We start from the raw sequence: 15,784 nt of genomic DNA, 5'->3' as shown, positions 1-15,784 counted from the left end.
GGAGAAAATTATGCGCATAGCGTTGTTCGCGTTATTTGCCCTGACTTCTTTTGTTCATGCTGCTGAAACCGACTGTAAAAATGCCACGACGCAGATGGATATGAACATCTGTGCCGGACAGGATTTCAAACGCAGTGATGCGTTGTTAAATCAGGCCTACAAACAAAAAATGGCGCAGCTTTCACCGGAGCAGCAAACCAAATTCAAAGCAGCCCAGCGCAGCTGGATTGCATTTCGTGACAACGACTGCGCGTTTATGTCTTCCGGCGTTGACGGGGGTTCTGTTCAGCCGATGATCTATTCCGGCTGTCTGCAACAGAAAACCGAGCAGCGCACCAAAGAAATTAATGACATTCTGCACTGCGAAGAAGGCGATTTAAGCTGTCCTTAACATGAAGTCTGAAGGTAGAAAGCCATGAAGCCAAAATCTGTCACCCTTGATGATGTCGCGCGCCACGCGGGTGTGTCCTATCAGACCGTTTCGCGCGTACTGAATCAGGCAGCGCATGTGTCGGTAAGAACGCGCAACAAAGTCGAACAGGCGATGGCTGCGCTCAATTACGTTCCGAACCGCGTTGCCCAGCAACTGGCGGGTAAACAAAGCTTCACCCTCGGACTGGCGACCACCGAACTGGCGCTGCATGCCCCATCACAAATCGCGTCGGCGATGAAAACCCGCGCAAACCAGTTAGGTTTCAACGTCGTGATTTCGATGATTGATAACCTGAGTCTGGCCGCCTGTCGCACGGCGGTGAACGAACTGATGTCGCAGCGGGTGGACGGCGTGCTGATTAACGTGCCGCTGTCGAATGACGATGCGGCTGCAATCGCACAGCTTTGTGGCAATTTACCGGCGCTGTTTCTGGATGTGGATCCAGAAGCTGACGTCTTCAAAATTCTGTTCGATCCGCACTGCGGGGCGAAGCAGGGCGTAGAGCATTTGCTGGCGCTAGGTCATCAGCAGATCGCGGTGCTGACCGGCCCGCTTGAATCCATCTCAGCGCGCCTGCGTTATGAAGGCTGGCTGAATACGCTGGCGACGCACGATATTAGGCCCTGTGTGGTTCAGCACGGCGACTGGAGCGCAGCGTCGGGTTATCAGCAGGCGTTATTACTGCTCAATCAGCCGGTGCGCCCGACGGCGATTCTGGTCGCCAATGACCAGATGGCGCTCGGCGTCTTGCGCGCAGTGCACGAGTTTGGCCTGCGGGTGCCGGAACAAATCTCGGTAATTGGCTATGACGATACCGAAGACAGCGCCTTTTTCTTCCCGCCGCTGACCACCATCAAACAGGATTTCCGTCTGCTCGGCCACGAGAGCGTCAACCGGCTGGTGGATCATCTGCATAATCACAGCGATCACCACAGCGACTCACTGTTGCTGCCCACGTCCCTGGTTGAGCGCCACACCACCGCCCGACCTGGCGCAGAAAATGTGTCACAGGAAGCGTTGTCGCAGGAACTGATCCGCATCGCCCGTCAGCTCAGCGCGCTCTGATCTTCTCTTAGTCCGTTCCTCATTTAATTGTCCATGTCGCGGATTTTGTGATCCGCGTCCCTTTCCCGCATCCCTGCGCTTTACTTACTCTCTCCGGTTAAGCATGTTTGTATTATTGTGAGCGCATAACAATTTACCGGGGAGAAATTATGACTTCATCAGCGGAAGATAAATTATCATCACTGGCCACCGTTCTGGCCCGCCGTGACTGGGAAAAACCTGCCTCGACGCAGTGCAACAGATTACCCGCTCACCCGCCTTTCAACAGCTGGCGTGATGCACAAGAAGCCAGGGGAAATCAGCCTTCAGAAAGGATCCGCAGCCTGAGCGGCGAATGGGTATTCAGCTATTTCACCCGTCCGGAAGCGGTGCCGGAGCAATGGTTACAGCAGGATCTGGCGGATGCGGATCCCGTACAGGTGCCCTCCAACTGGCAACTGGCAGGTTATGACGCACCGATTTATACCAACGTACAGTATCCGATCCCGGTCAATCCGCCGTTTGTGCCTGAAGAAAACCCCACCGGTTGTTACTCGCTCACAGTTTCTGTGGATAAAGACTGGCTGAACAGCGGACAGACGCGCATCGTGTTTAACGGCGTCAATTCCGCGTTCTATTTGTGGTGCAACGGCCAGTGGATCGGCTATTCGCAGGACAGCCGTTTACCGGCGGAATTCGATCTCAGTCATGTGCTGCACTCGGGTGAAAACCGTCTGGCGGTGATGGTGCTTCGCTGGAGCGATGGCAGCTATCTGGAAGATCAGGATATGTGGCGCATGAGCGGCATCTTCCGTGATGTCACGTTGCTGCATAAACCGGTGGAGCAGATTACGGATTACCAGGTGCGCACGCATCTGTTCCATGGCTTCACGCAGGCCGAGCTGGAAGTGCAGGTCAGTGCCGCCGTGCCGCAGGAAAACGCGGCTGATTATCAGGTGCGTGTCCAGTTATGGCAGGGCGATAAACCGGTCGCAGAACATCAGCAACCGCTAGGCAGCGAAATTATCGATGAGCGCGGGGCGGCATATGACCGCACTACGCTGCGCCTGCCTGTCAGCCAGCCGGTTTTATGGAGCGCAGAACAACCGGCGCTGTATCGTGCTGTGATTTCCCTTATTTCTCCGCAAGGTCAGCTTATAGAAGCCGAAGCCTGTGACGTCGGTTTCCGTCAGGTGGAAATCAGCAACGGGCTGCTGAAAGTGAATGGTCAGCCGGTATTGATCCGCGGCACCAACCGCCACGAACATCATCCTGAAAACGGTCAGGTAATGGATGAAGCCACCATGCGCCGTGACATTGTGCTGATGAAACAGCACAACTTTAACGCCGTGCGCTGCTCGCATTATCCGAACCATCCGCTGTGGTACAAGCTGTGTGACGAATACGGTCTGTATGTGGTCGATGAAGCCAATATCGAAACCCACGGCATGCAACCGATGAACCGTTTGTCGGACGATCCTGTATGGTTCAACGCTTTCAGCGAACGCGTTACACGTATGGTTCAGCGCGACCGCAATCATCCGTGCATTATCATCTGGTCACTGGGTAACGAATCCGGGCATGGCGCAAACCACGACGCGCTGTACCGCTGGATCAAATCTGTCGATCCGACCCGTCCTGTGCAGTACGAAGGCGGCGGCGCTAACAGTGCTGCAACTGACATTATCTGCCCGATGTATTCCCGCGTTGAGCAAGATCAGCCGTTCCCGGCGGTACCAAAATGGTCGATTAAAAAGTGGATCAGCATGCCGGATGAAACACGTCCGCTGATCCTCTGCGAATACGCTCATGCGATGGGTAACAGCTTCGGCGGTTTCGATAAATACTGGAAAGCCTTCCGTCAGTTCCCGCGCTTGCAGGGCGGTTTTGTCTGGGACTGGGTCGATCAGAGTCTGCTGCGTACCGGCGAAGACGGCGAACGTTATATGGCTTACGGCGGCGATTTTGGCGATACGCCAAACGATCGTCAGTTCTGCATGAATGGTCTGGTATTTGCCGACCGCACGCCGCATCCGTCCTTGTTCGAAGCGCAACGCGCTCAGCAATTCTTCCAGTTCTCCCTGACCGGCACCTCGCCGCTGACGCTGGAAATTCACAGTGAATACCTGTTCCGTCACAGCGATAACGAACAGTTAGTCTGGCGCATTGAACGTGACGGCGAAGTCATCTCGCAGGGCGAAACGGTACTGAATATCGCGCCATGCGGTAAACAAACGTTAGAGCTGGGCGATATCCCGCAGGCAGAAGGCGATTTGTGGCTGAACGTCGCAGTACACCAGCCGCAGGCAACTGCGTGGTCAGAAGCGGGGCATCGCAGCGCATGGGATCAATGGCAACTGCCGCAGCCGCTGACCTTGCCGGTGCCGGAGAAAATCTCCGCCGCTGCGCCGGTTCTGGATCAGCAGGGCGACCTGATTTCCGTAGTACACGGCGCGCAACGCTGGCAGTTCAGTCAGCAAACCGGCCAGCTGGAACAGTGGTTTGATGGCAAAACGCCGCGCCTGCTTAGCGCACTGCGCGACCAGTTTGTCCGTGCGCCGGTAGATAACGATATCGGCGTCAGCGAAGTCACGCGTATCGATCCGAATGCCTGGGTGGAGCGCTGGAAAGCCGCCGGCATGTATCAGCTGGAATCGCGTCTGCTGACTATCTCCACCGATCAGTTGCAGGACGGCGTGGTGATTATTACCACGCACGCGTTTATGGCGGGCGAGGAAATGCGCCTGCTGAGCCGCAAAATTTTCCACATCGATAATCAGGGCGAGCTACATATCAGTGCCGATGTTCGCGTGGCAGCAAACGTACCGTCGCCGGGGCGCATTGGCCTGACCTGTCAGCTGGCAGAAACAGCAGAAAACGTCAGCTGGCTGGGGCTGGGGCCACACGAAAACTACCCGGATCGCCGTCTGGCCGCACAACATGGGCGATGGACTTTGCCACTTAGTGAACTCTATACCCCTTACGTTTTTCCGACCGAAAACGGCCTGCGCGGGGATACCCGTGAGCTGGAATATGCCGGATGGAAACTGCGCGGTAATTTCCACTTTGGTCTTAGCCGCTACAGCCTGCAACAGCTGATGGAGACCAGTCATCGTCATTTACTGCGTGAAGAAGAGGGCACCTGGCTGAACATCGACGGCTTCCATATGGGCGTCGGCGGCGATGATTCGTGGAGCCCGAGCGTCAGCCCGGATTTCCTGCTGACAGCCGGTCAGTATCATTATTCGTTCACTATGAAACGTGCCTGACAGCCTGCGCCGCCGTTTAATCCCCGGCGGCGCGATATTTAGACGTAAGGAAACTGCTTATGTATTACCTTAAAAATACTAACTTTTGGATGTTCGGGCTGTTCTTCTTCTTTTACTTTTTCATCATGGGTGCATACTTCCCGTTTTTCCCGATCTGGCTGCATGATATTAACCAGATCAGCAAAAGCGACACCGGCATTATCTTCGCCAGCATTTCGCTGTTCTCGCTGTTATTCCAGCCGGTGTTCGGTTTACTCGCCGATAAACTGGGGCTGAAAAAGCATCTGCTGTGGATCATCACCGGCATGTTGATCCTGTTCGCACCCTTCTTTATCTACGTGTTTGGCCCGTTACTGAAAATTAATATTTATCTCGGTTCGGTCGTTGGCGGAATTTACCTTGGCCTGATTTATAACGCCGGTGCGCCTGCCATTGAAGCCTATATTGAGAAAGTCAGCCGCCGCAGCAGCTTTGAATTTGGTCGTGCCCGCATGTTTGGCTGTGTAGGCTGGGCGCTGTGTGCATCGGTAGTCGGTATCATGTTCACCATCAACAATGAGTTCGTGTTCTGGCTTGGCTCCGGCTGTGCGGTGATCCTCGCGATTCTGTTGCTGATAGCCAAACCAGAAGTTACCTCCAGCGCCCGCGTGGCTAACGAACTGGGCGCGAACAGCAAACCGTTCAATCTCAAACTGGCCGTCGAACTGCTGAAAGATAAAAAACTGTGGTTCCTGGCGTTGTACGTCATCGGCGTTTCCTGCACGTACGACGTGTTTGACCAGCAGTTTGCCAACTTCTTTACCTCGTTCTTCACATCATCTTCTGAAGGGACGCGCGTCTTTGGCTATGTGACCACCATGGGCGAACTGCTTAACGCCTGTATCATGTTCTTCGCGCCGCTGATTGTGAACCGCATTGGTGGCAAGAATGCGCTGCTGCTGGCCGGGACAATTATGTCTGTACGCATCATCGGCTCGTCTTTCGCGTCATCACCGCTGGAAGTGGTGGTACTGAAAACTCTGCATATGTTCGAGGTGCCGTTCCTGATTGTCGGTTGTTTTAAATACATTACGTCCGTATTTGAGGTGCGCTTCTCCGCGACGATTTATCTGGTGACGTTCTGCTTCTTCAAACAGGTGGCAATCATCTTTATGTCGGTGTTCGCGGGCAATATGTATGACCGTATCGGTTTCCACGGAACGTATCTGATCCTGGGCTTGGTCGCACTGACCTTCACGATAATCTCAGCCTTTACGCTGAGTGGTCGCGGGCCATTGCAGGCCTTCAAAACGCCCGAGTCGCTGAAAAACAGTCACGCAAATTCTTAATTTATCTGAAGTCTTTCCTACAGGATTGGCACTTCATCGCATTGTTAGTTAACCTTAAAGCACACTTGCTGCCCGTATCGTCGGGCGGCTTTGGTTTCTTGCAGCCCGTCAGGGTGTAATTTTGGGGTACTTTAAATGGATGATTTGAACGTTGTAGGCAGCATTAATAATGCTGGCAACTGGTTGGTGAGAAACCAGGCCTTACTGCTTCATTACGCTGTGAATATTGTGGCCGCTATTTTCATTCTGATTGTCGGTATGATTATCGCCCGCATCGTTTCCGGTGCCGTCAGCCGGGTTTTAAAGGTTCGTGGCATTGATATTACGGTTTCCGACTTCCTTTCCGCCATGGTGCGTTACGCCATTATTGCGTTCACGCTGATTGCGGTTCTGGGACGGATCGGCGTGCAAACCACATCCGTGATTGCGGTTATCGGTGCCGCCGGTCTGGCCGTCGGTCTGGCATTGCAGGGTTCACTGTCTAACTTTGCAGCCGGCGTTTTGCTGGTGATCTTCCGTCCGTTCCGTGCCGGTGAATATGTTGACCTTGGTGGTGTGGCGGGTACTGTCACTCAGGTACAAATTTTCTCCACCACCCTGCGCACACCGGACAACAAAATCATTGTGGTGCCGAACGGTAAAATCATTGCCGGTAACATCATCAACAACTCCCGTGAACCGACAAGCCGTATCGACCTGACCATTGGCGTGGGTTATGACTCTGACATCGATCTGGTGAAGCAACTCCTCACCGAGATCGTCAGTGCCGATCCGCGTGTTTTGAAAGATAAAGACGTTGTGGTTCGTCTGAACGAAATGGCAGCCTCAACCCTGAATTTCATCGTGTACGCATGGACCAGCAACGGTGATGCGCAGAACGTGAAATGGGATTTGCTTGAGTCGTTCAAACGCGCACTGGATAAAAACAACATCAACATTGCCTATCCGCAGATGGATGTTCACCTTTATCAGGTCGCGAATGCGGCAGGCAACCAGCAGGAAGAACGTCGCTCGTTCGAATAACACATTCCTGCCAGATTCCGATTTTCTCAGGCGCCTGCGGGCGCCTTTTTCATGCCTGACGTTTCAGCTCGTCGCTGATAAGCCAGCCTAATGAGCGATTAGAAATATCCATTTCCTCTTATGCCAGCAAAGCCCTTACACTGCGCGTAATCTTTGTTATTAACACTTTGTCATCAACCCTCTGTTATCAACTCTCGAAGGAGTTCTCCGTGCTGGCTATTTTCCTGCAAGGACTGGCGATGAGCGCCGCAATGATTTTACCGATTGGCCCGCAGAATGCGTTTGTAATGAATCAGGGCATCCGCCGTCAGTATCACCTGATGATTGCCGGATTGTGCGCGCTGAGCGATATCGCGCTGATCTGCGGCGGCATCTTTGGCGGCAGCGCACTGCTGAGTCAATCTCCGACATTACTGTTACTGGTGAGCTGGGGCGGTGTGGCGTTTTTACTGTGGTATGGCTGGGGCGCATTTCGTACCGCATTCAGCAAAAATCCTGAACTGGCGCAGGCCGAAGTGGCGAAGCAAAGCCGCTGGAAAATTGTCGTCAGCATGCTGGCGGTCACCTGGCTGAATCCGCACGTATATCTCGATACTTTCGTGGTACTCGGCAGTCTGGGTGGCAGCCTGAGCCCCGATGAGCGTTCGTGGTTTGCGCTCGGTGCGGTCAGTGCATCGGTGATGTGGTTCTTCGGGCTGGCTATCCTCGCCGCGATGCTGGCGCCGTGGCTGAATACCGGCAAAGTGCAGCGGGTTATCAATTTTATCGTTGGCGTGATCATGTGGGGCATTGCCGTACAACTGGCTCGCCAGACCGGTGTGCTTTAAGTTTTTAGCCTTAAATCAGCTTTTGTCACTAATCTTAGTTTCAGTTGTAACGGATTATGCTACGGTTTCGCAGATTGTTTTGACCTATCTATTGCCAGATCTTTGATGATTAATGGAGGCACTGTGAAACTGAAAGCATTAGCTGTAGCAGCGATGTTGGGATTAGGGACATTACCTTTGGCGTTGCAGGCGGCGGAATTACCTGCCGGACCGCACGTGGTGACGTCAGGCACGGCGAGTGTTGATGCGACGCCGGATATCGCGACGCTGGCGATTGAAGTCAGCGTGTCGGCGAATGATTCAGCCAGCGCCAAGAAACAGGCTGATGAACGCGTAGCGGCCTATTATGCGTTCCTGCAAAAAAACGGCATTGAGAAAAAAGATATCAATGCGGCCAACCTGCGTACTCAGCCGGAATACAATTACCTGAAAGACGGCACCTCACAGCTGAAAGGCTACCGTGCTGTGCGTCAGGTGCAGGTGACTTTACGTCAGCTGGATAAACTGAACGAACTGCTGGATGGCGCACTGAAATCAGGTCTGAATGAAGTGCGTGCGGTTGAACTGGGCGTGGCTAATCCGGATAAATTCCGTGATGAAGCGCGTCAGAAAGCCATCGAAAACGCTACTCAGCAGGCGAAATCACTGGCTGAAGGCTTCAATACCAAACTGGGGCCGGTTTACAGCATTCGTTATCACGTGGCTAACTACCAGCCAATGCCGGTGGCGCGTATGTATAAAACCGCCGAAGCCGCAGGGCAGAGCGATGTCGCGCAGACCTATGAGCAGCAGAGTATTCACTTCGACGATCAGGTCGATGTGGTGTTCGAATTGCAGCCGCAGGCACCAGCATCAGCACCAGCACCAGCACCAGCACCAGCACCAGCACCAGCACCGGCACCGGCTCAGTAAACCTGACGCCGTGAAAATGAAAAACCCGCTACGGCGGGTTTTTTATTATTCATTCAAAATTAATTTTCATCCTTATTATTTTTTTATTCATTGATTTTTAAAGTGGGCAAGGGAAATAGAGATCACCATAATATTAATTATTCTTAATGTTTTATTCAGTATGAAAATATTGCATCTATAGGGAAAATGATGGAGGGGTTAATAATGATATTACACCTCAGCTATTTTTATAAAACAATGGACTAATATGAACTTTAATAAAACACTTCTGGCAATCGTCATAAGCATTGGCAGTTTCTCTGCCAATGCCAGCGTCGCACCTCTGGTTTTTCATCAGCAAAATGATTCCGTTAACAGCCTGTCAGGTTCCCTAAAAGGACAGGTTAAATTTGCTCAAACTCATACTATTGATCCTGCTAATAATAGTGTGCAGGAAATGCCTCGCCTGGTGAGTCTGCGTGATACGCTGTTTATGTTTATTCCGCACTCGGACAGCAAAGGGACGAAGTACACCCTACATATCACGGACAAAGAAGGCATCAGCTATGGTCCGTTTACCCTTTCCCCGCCTTCCGCATTGCCTGCCAGCGATAAAGAGGACACGGCTGACAGCACGCATCCTGACGTAGTGTATTCCGACAGTGCTTATAGCGTGACACTTCCCTGGGATTTGGTTAAACCCGGTATGTTTATTTCAATTTCTGATGAAAATGGCCTTAATGGTCAGCTCACTGATATTGATGTGGGCGCTGAAAATGAGGTCATGATCCAGAATATCCGGCTCGGAATGCTGACTGAACCGGCGAAAACCAATGAACTTGAGGGCAATTCCACCTTAGCGGCGGATTATTTCCAGAAAATACCGGTCTCGCGACTGATTGTCGGGAATTACTCCCCGCTGCACCTGACCAAAGTTGTGCTGTCAGATGGCAAGGTTTACGACTATCAAAGCGATACCAACGGGGATGTGTACAGTGGTGATATGCGTGAGGATATCGCTAAGAACCTGATTTCAATGGGTATTGATAATGCCAACTTTGGCATTAATGATTCCGCAGGTTCAACGCAATGGCAGCCGGCGTGGTTTAATATTTATGCTGTGCATGAGGCTTGTGGCTTTTACCAAAACGGTGTCGTTGAGCATGGCCTGAGCGGCGGGAACGGGATGGCAACATTGACCCAGACCACGGGTAATGAATTCAGCCATGAACTTGGACATGCATACGGATTAGGCCATTATCCTGGTGGCGGTATGTGGTCGACACATAACCAAAATTCCGGCTGGGGTTGGGACAGCTTTAATAACCGTTTTATCGCGAACTTTTTCTGGGATAAAAACGGGAATGTGGTTTCTGAAGGGGTTACCACGCTACCATTTGCGGGTGTCTATCGCTTCAACACCGATGCGATGGCTGGTGGGGTACCCAGTTCGCCTTATTCCGCCTATACGTTGTATACCGGCTATTCTCAAAAACGTATTCAGGCCGGAATGGAAAAGACCGGTGTGATATCTGCGGCTGCTGCTTCTGGATATCTGATCTGGGATGAAGATAAGCATGAAATGGTTGAACGTAATGATCCTGCCCGCAGCAAGCCGGTGAAATTTGGCGTTCCCGTCACTACGCTGGTCGGTTTTTATGATCCCGCGAAAGACGTGAAAGGTTATATTTATCCTCCGATGACCAGCAGTTATGGCTATGTCTATGAGCCACAGGTGGTGAACGGGGGGCAATGCTGGGCGGAAGTGACCTTTGCCGACAATCATAAACAACGTTATCCGCTGGCAGGTTCAAGACATAATTCCGCGCGCATGAATAAATTCCATTTCAATGTTGAAACCGCGAGCAACCCACAATCCGTCTCCGTGAATTGTCCGCAGGAAGATATGAGTGCGGCTTACGATACCTGGAGAAATGACTACTTCGGCGTGGAAAGAATTAAGAACTGGAGTGCCGACAAAAATGGTGTTGCGGGAGATGTTTACCGCGACAGCGATGGCCGCTATTTCAAGCTTAAACATCCGGGTTATTGGTATTACCCTGCGGGTACACAAAGTAATAACGATTGGGAATATCTGACCAATGAGAAGGCGTTGAACGATCTTTTCGCCGCACAACTCGCCGGTCAAAGCTATGACAGTATGGGCGTTGAATTACTCGATCAGCGTACTATTGAACCCGCCACCGTCGAACCTGCGCCCGCTGTCGTCATCGGGAAATCAGAGGGTTTCACTCAGGTGCTTGAACAGACGGTATTGTTTGAGCAAAACGCTCAACTGAAACCTCACAGTTATGCCACTGTTGAAGCTTTCGAAAAAGATATTCGCGCTTCTTATGGTAAAAGTGAAATTAAAGGCTGGAGTTCAAAAGATAAAGACAATGGTAAGCCGGGTGATCTGTATGCCTATGAAAACCCCTACACGAAAACCCGCGACTATTTCATTCTCAAGCAAAAGAACTACTGGTATTTCCCAACCAGCCAGCAGTCTACCAGGGTTTGGGGATATGTAGGTTCAGCGACACAATATGTTCATAATGACGTTTCGCCATTGTTTGCTCATAGCAATAAAAATCATCTCACAGAAGATTTGCTGAAAAAATACTTCTCCCGCGAGACCATTTTTAGCTGGTCTCAGAGACATGCCACTGCGCAGGACAGAGAGATATTTGTCTATCAAAATCCTTATAACAAAGATAAGGAGTACTTCCTTCAACGAAACAAGAAGTCAGGGCATTATTTCCCAACCAATAAAAAATCCAATGCAGACTGGTATTATATTGGTGATGAAAAAACGCTCGAGACAATGAAACAACTCTCACAGGAGGGTATGGAACAACAGCTATTGTCATGGTATGGCAAAACCGAATTCAAGCCATGGCACAGTAATGCCACCAATAATACGGTCGGCGATTTATATAAAAATGCTAATAAGGGAACGCAGGATTACTTCATGCTGAAAACGCCAACTTATTGGTACTTCCCGACTAATCGTACGTCAAACGACGATTGGGAATATTTAGGCAGTTATTAATATCGTCCCCATAATGAAAAACCCGCTCAGGCGGGTTTTTTGTTTTCTGCTTATCAGGACATTTTAGTCCTGACGCAACACCTGATGACCGTGGGCGATCAGCGCGTCAGTGACTTTACGCATCATGCGGCTTTCCGGCGCAAAACGGTGCCAGTAAAGCATACGGCGCTGGAACAGGCCGGGTGTCAGGTCGATCAGTTCGCCGCTTTCCAGTTCTTTCTCAATTTGCAGATGCGGGATCATGCAGCAGGTGGTGCCCTGACGGGCCAGCTGCACAAAGGCTTCCGACGAGTTAACGATGTGGCACGGTACGCTGCCCGGTGACAAATCGAAGTTCTGTTGCAGGAATGCCTGATGCATATCGTCCAGATGGTCAAACGCCACTGCAGGCGCTTTCAGCAAAGCAGAGCGTGTCACGCCGTTCGGGAAGTAGCGATCCGCAAAGGGCCTGGAGCCGACAAACAGATAGTCGAGCGCACCCAGCTGATCCACCAGACAACTCGGCAGCGGCTGTGGCTGAATACTCACCGCACCGACTACTTCACCGCGACGCAGACGTTCCTGCGTGCGAGTTTCATCTTCCACCTGCAAATTTAGGCGGATAGGTGAATCGACCAGCACCGATTTCAGCGCCGGTAACAGCCAGGTCGCCAGACTGTCGGCGTTCACCGCCAGCGAAAGCAGCAGCGGCGTATCATTGCTTTCATTATTGCTGTCACTGCCCAGCCACTCTTCTTCCAGCAATTCCACCTGATGCAGTAATGCCAGTAATTTCTGACCCTGCTCGGTCGGACGAGGCGGCACGGTACGCACCAGCAAAGGCTGGCCGAACAAATTTTCCAGTTGTTTAATGCGCTGAGAGACCGCCGATTGAGTGATGCAAAGCTTCTGTGCGGCGCGCTCAAAACCGCGCTCGCGGATCACCGCGTCCAGTGCCTGCAGCGTTCTATAGTCCGGGCGTTTCATCGGAGTTCTGTCCCTTAGATTTAATTTTATCCGAACACTATGCCACAGATTGTCAGGATTTGTGGTGAGGAAAATCTTTGTGTTTGCTGCACAATTGCACTTAATAAGTGTGATCTGGCTGCGGTGATGTTTATCCATATTGGCGGGACATGCTTTATAATCACCGGCACTATTCGTTACATCGAAGCATTCACGCCACTTTCGTGTTATCAGACAGAGAAGCCATTATGACGCAGGAAGAATTGAAAAAAGCAGTCGGCTGGGCCGCACTGGATTACGTCACGCCGGGCACCATTGTCGGTGTCGGTACCGGATCCACCGCCGCACATTTCATTGACGCACTGGGTTCCATCAAAGGCCAGATTGAAGGCGCGGTTTCCAGCTCCGACGCCTCTACCGCAAAACTGAAAAGCTTAGGCATCCACGTTTTCGACAGCAACGAAGTGGACTCGCTGGATGTGTATGTTGATGGCGCTGATGAAATCAACGGCGCAATGCAGATGATCAAAGGCGGCGGTGCAGCGCTGACCCGCGAAAAAATCATTGCGGCGATTGCCAAAAAATTCATCTGTATCGTGGATGCTTCCAAGCAGGTTGATGTGCTGGGTAAATTCCCGCTGCCGGTAGAAGTGATCCCGATGGCCCGCTCTTATGTTGCGCGTGAACTGGTGAAACTCGGCGGTCTGCCGGAGTACCGTCAGAATGTCCTGACCGACAACGGCAACGTGATCCTCGACGTGCATAACCTGAGCATTATGGATGCCATCGCGCTGGAAAATAAGATCAACGGGATCGCCGGTGTCGTGACCGTCGGCCTGTTTGCTAACCGTGGTGCTGACGTGGCGCTGGTCGGGACTTCTGAAGGCGTTAAAACTGTTAAGCTGAAATAATCCAGCGATAAGCAGAAGATCTGGCTGCTCAGATAAAAGCAGCCAGACACACTCCTGTCATAACACAATGTTATGAAGATGATAATTTTCTGGCTGAATCATCTTTTCTTCAAAAGCCTTAATTTGGTGACTTATGTCACATTCCTGAAATTCTCCTCCTGAACGTCTGGCTCCATAAAATCTAACCAGCATGAAATGCTGAAAACCCTCTGGCGAGGTGAGCCTTCTGCTGCCTGTCAGGCAATCGTTTGTATTGATGATGGCGGATTTTTTGTTATGTTGACTGTGAGCAGTCACCTAGCAGTTCGATTTCAGCCAGAAAAATATAGGGTCGGGAAATGGCAAAAGTATCACTTGAGAAAGACAAGATTAAATTTTTGTTAGTGGAAGGCGTCCACCAAAGTGCGGTTGATACACTCCGCGCCGCGGGCTACACCAATATTGAATTTCACAAAGGTGCTTTAGATACGGAGTCGCTGAAAGAATCGATCCGTGATGCGCACTTTGTTGGACTCCGATCGCGTACTCAGCTGACTGAAGAAGTGTTCCAGGCAGCCGAAAAACTGGTGGCTGTTGGGTGTTTCTGTATCGGGACCAATCAGGTTGATCTGAAAGCGGCGACCCGTCGCGGTATTCCGGTCTTCAACGCACCGTTCTCCAATACCCGTTCGGTTGCCGAAATGGTGCTGGGCGAAATGCTGCTGATGATGCGTGGCATTCCTGAAGCTAACGCCAAGGCGCACCGCGGTATCTGGAACAAACTGGCTGTCGGCTCGTTTGAAGCGCGCGGTAAACGTCTGGGTATCATCGGTTACGGCCACATTGGTACGCAGCTGGGGATTCTGGCGGAAAGCCTGGGGATGCGCGTCTTCTATTATGACATCGAAAGCAAACTGCCTTTAGGCAACGCGCAGCCAATTGCCACACTGGAAGAATTGCTCAATACCAGCGACGTCGTCACGCTGCATGTGCCGGAAACAGCCGGAACCAAAGACATGATTTCTGAAGTGCAGCTGGCGCAGATGAAGCCGGGCGCACTGCTGATCAACGCCTCACGTGGTACGGTCATCGACATTCCTGCGCTGTGCAATGCGCTGCGTAACAAACATCTTTCCGGTGCGGCTATCGACGTCTTCCCGGAAGAACCGGCGACTAACAGCGACCCGTTCAATTCTCCGCTGTGTGAATTCGACAACGTATTGCTGACGCCGCACATCGGCGGTTCGACGATGGAAGCGCAGGAAGGTATCGGTCTGGAAGTCGCAGGCAAACTGGCGAAGTACTCTGACAATGGTTCAACGCTGTCAGCGGTTAACTTCCCGGAAGCCTCTCTGCCGGCACATACTGAGAAAGCCAGCCGTCTGCTGCATATCCACGAAAATCGTCCGGGTGTGCTGACCAGCATCAACCAGATTTTTGCGGAACAGGGTATCAACATTGCTGCGCAGTACCTGCAAACCAGCCCTGAAATCGGTTATGTGGTGATTGATGCAGAAACGGATATCAATACGCTGACTACCGCGCTGCAACTGATGAAGGCCATTCCGGGCACCATCCGCGCACGTTTGCTGTACTGATTAAATCAGTCGTAAATATTAAAGCCGCCGAAAGGCGGTTTTTTGCTTTCTGGTTTCAGAGAAATAAAGAAGGGATATCAGGAAAGTGAAGAATGTCGGGAGGGGATCTTACCGGGATGACTAATCATTCAGAAGTAAAAAGCACTCAGAAGTAAAAAGCATTCAGAAGTAAAAGGAGAGGGCTACCAGACCACAAAGGATCAATGATGACAGGGTGATTTCAAACTGGTAGCGGCGCAGTGTCATCTGTCAGTACCTCAGAATAAAAACCGGAGAAAAAAACACCCGGCGAGCCGGGTGTTAAATTAACAGTCTTGATAAGAGTGAGCAGTAATACTCACGAAGACTTCTTCGTTACTTCTTATGCTGCTGGCGTTGCTTTTGCAGCCGGAGCAGCTTTCTTAGCATGTTTTACGTGTTTTTTAGCAGCCTGAGCTTTCTGAGCTACCGGAGCAGCTTTCTTGGCATGTTTCACGTGTTTTTT

11 protein-coding genes are annotated in these 15,784 nt (G+C 51.5%); 10 read left to right on the top strand and 1 reads right to left on the bottom strand.

Annotation, left to right across the window (positions count from 1 at the left end):
* Nucleotides 1-10 precede the first annotated feature (10 nt).
* From UC15_RS13795 to UC15_RS13760, 8 genes are all read left to right on the top strand, one after another.
* On the top strand, nt 11-391 hold the full coding sequence (locus tag UC15_RS13795; RefSeq protein WP_112288983.1) for a lysozyme inhibitor LprI family protein: 381 nt from the start codon (nt 11-13) through the stop codon (nt 389-391).
* Nucleotides 392-415: 24 nt separating this feature from the next.
* Complete coding sequence (locus UC15_RS13790; protein ID WP_112288982.1) at nt 416-1,498, top strand: LacI family DNA-binding transcriptional regulator; 1,083 nt, start codon at nt 416-418, stop codon at nt 1,496-1,498.
* Between the two features lie 149 nt (nt 1,499-1,647).
* Nucleotides 1,648-4,746, top strand: coding sequence for a beta-galactosidase (locus tag UC15_RS13785; protein WP_112288981.1), 3,099 nt, complete (start codon nt 1,648-1,650; stop codon nt 4,744-4,746).
* A 59-nt stretch (nt 4,747-4,805) separates the two neighbouring features.
* Nucleotides 4,806-6,074, top strand: coding sequence for an MFS transporter (locus UC15_RS13780; RefSeq protein WP_112288980.1), 1,269 nt, complete (start codon nt 4,806-4,808; stop codon nt 6,072-6,074).
* A gap of 135 nt (nt 6,075-6,209) precedes the next feature.
* Nucleotides 6,210-7,097 carry a small-conductance mechanosensitive channel MscS gene (gene mscS / locus UC15_RS13775; protein ID WP_112288979.1) on the top strand — a complete coding sequence of 296 codons (888 nt, stop codon included), beginning with the start codon at nt 6,210-6,212 and terminating at the stop codon, nt 7,095-7,097.
* A gap of 209 nt (nt 7,098-7,306) precedes the next feature.
* Nucleotides 7,307-7,924 carry an arginine exporter ArgO gene (argO, locus tag UC15_RS13770; RefSeq protein ID WP_112288978.1) on the top strand — a complete coding sequence of 206 codons (618 nt, stop codon included), beginning with the start codon at nt 7,307-7,309 and terminating at the stop codon, nt 7,922-7,924.
* 123 nt (nt 7,925-8,047) lie between these two features.
* A complete protein-coding gene (locus UC15_RS13765; protein WP_112288977.1) occupies nt 8,048-8,836 on the top strand; it encodes an oxidative stress defense protein in 789 nt (262 codons plus the stop codon).
* Nucleotides 8,837-9,083: 247 nt separating this feature from the next.
* The gene (locus UC15_RS13760) at nt 9,084-11,867 is read left to right on the top strand and encodes a M66 family metalloprotease (RefSeq protein ID WP_112288976.1); all 2,784 of its coding nucleotides are present in this window, start codon (nt 9,084-9,086) and stop codon (nt 11,865-11,867) included.
* A 63-nt stretch (nt 11,868-11,930) separates the two neighbouring features.
* On the opposite strand, the gene UC15_RS13755 is transcribed toward UC15_RS13760, so the two are convergent.
* Complete coding sequence (locus UC15_RS13755; protein WP_112288975.1) at nt 11,931-12,833, bottom strand: LysR family transcriptional regulator ArgP; 903 nt, start codon at nt 12,831-12,833, stop codon at nt 11,931-11,933.
* Between the two features lie 227 nt (nt 12,834-13,060).
* Here UC15_RS13755 and rpiA point away from each other — a divergent pair, with 227 nt between their 5' ends.
* Entirely contained in the window at nt 13,061-13,723 is a 663-nt protein-coding gene (gene rpiA, locus UC15_RS13750; protein WP_112288974.1) for a ribose-5-phosphate isomerase RpiA, read from the top strand.
* Between the two features lie 338 nt (nt 13,724-14,061).
* Nucleotides 14,062-15,300: a phosphoglycerate dehydrogenase gene (serA, locus tag UC15_RS13745; protein WP_112288973.1), complete on the top strand. Its 1,239-nt coding sequence runs from the start codon at nt 14,062-14,064 to the stop codon at nt 15,298-15,300.
* Nucleotides 15,301-15,784 lie beyond the last annotated feature (484 nt).

The organism is Rahnella sp. AN3-3W3, from assembly GCF_003263545.1.
In the GTDB taxonomy this organism is placed as follows: domain Bacteria; phylum Pseudomonadota; class Gammaproteobacteria; order Enterobacterales; family Enterobacteriaceae; genus Rahnella; species Rahnella variigena.
The sequence above is the reverse complement of the archived record's forward strand: the minus strand, read 5'-3'. Positions and strand labels throughout refer to the sequence as shown.

Excerpts from the sequence above, each read along its gene's own strand:
- UC15_RS13795 (WP_112288983.1), top strand. The coding sequence starts at position 11 with ATGCGCATAGCGTTGTTCGCGTTATTTGCCCTGACTTCTTTTGTTCAT.
- UC15_RS13790 (WP_112288982.1), top strand. The coding sequence starts at position 416 with ATGAAGCCAAAATCTGTCACCCTTGATGATGTCGCGCGCCACGCGGGT.
- UC15_RS13785 (WP_112288981.1), top strand. The coding sequence starts at position 1,648 with ATGACTTCATCAGCGGAAGATAAATTATCATCACTGGCCACCGTTCTG.
- UC15_RS13780 (WP_112288980.1), top strand. The coding sequence starts at position 4,806 with ATGTATTACCTTAAAAATACTAACTTTTGGATGTTCGGGCTGTTCTTC.
- mscS (WP_112288979.1), top strand. The coding sequence starts at position 6,210 with ATGGATGATTTGAACGTTGTAGGCAGCATTAATAATGCTGGCAACTGG.
- UC15_RS13760 (WP_112288976.1), top strand. The coding sequence starts at position 9,084 with ATGAACTTTAATAAAACACTTCTGGCAATCGTCATAAGCATTGGCAGT.
- UC15_RS13755 (WP_112288975.1), bottom strand. The coding sequence starts at position 12,833 with ATGAAACGCCCGGACTATAGAACGCTGCAGGCACTGGACGCGGTGATC.
- rpiA (WP_112288974.1), top strand. The coding sequence starts at position 13,061 with ATGACGCAGGAAGAATTGAAAAAAGCAGTCGGCTGGGCCGCACTGGAT.
- serA (WP_112288973.1), top strand. The coding sequence starts at position 14,062 with ATGGCAAAAGTATCACTTGAGAAAGACAAGATTAAATTTTTGTTAGTG.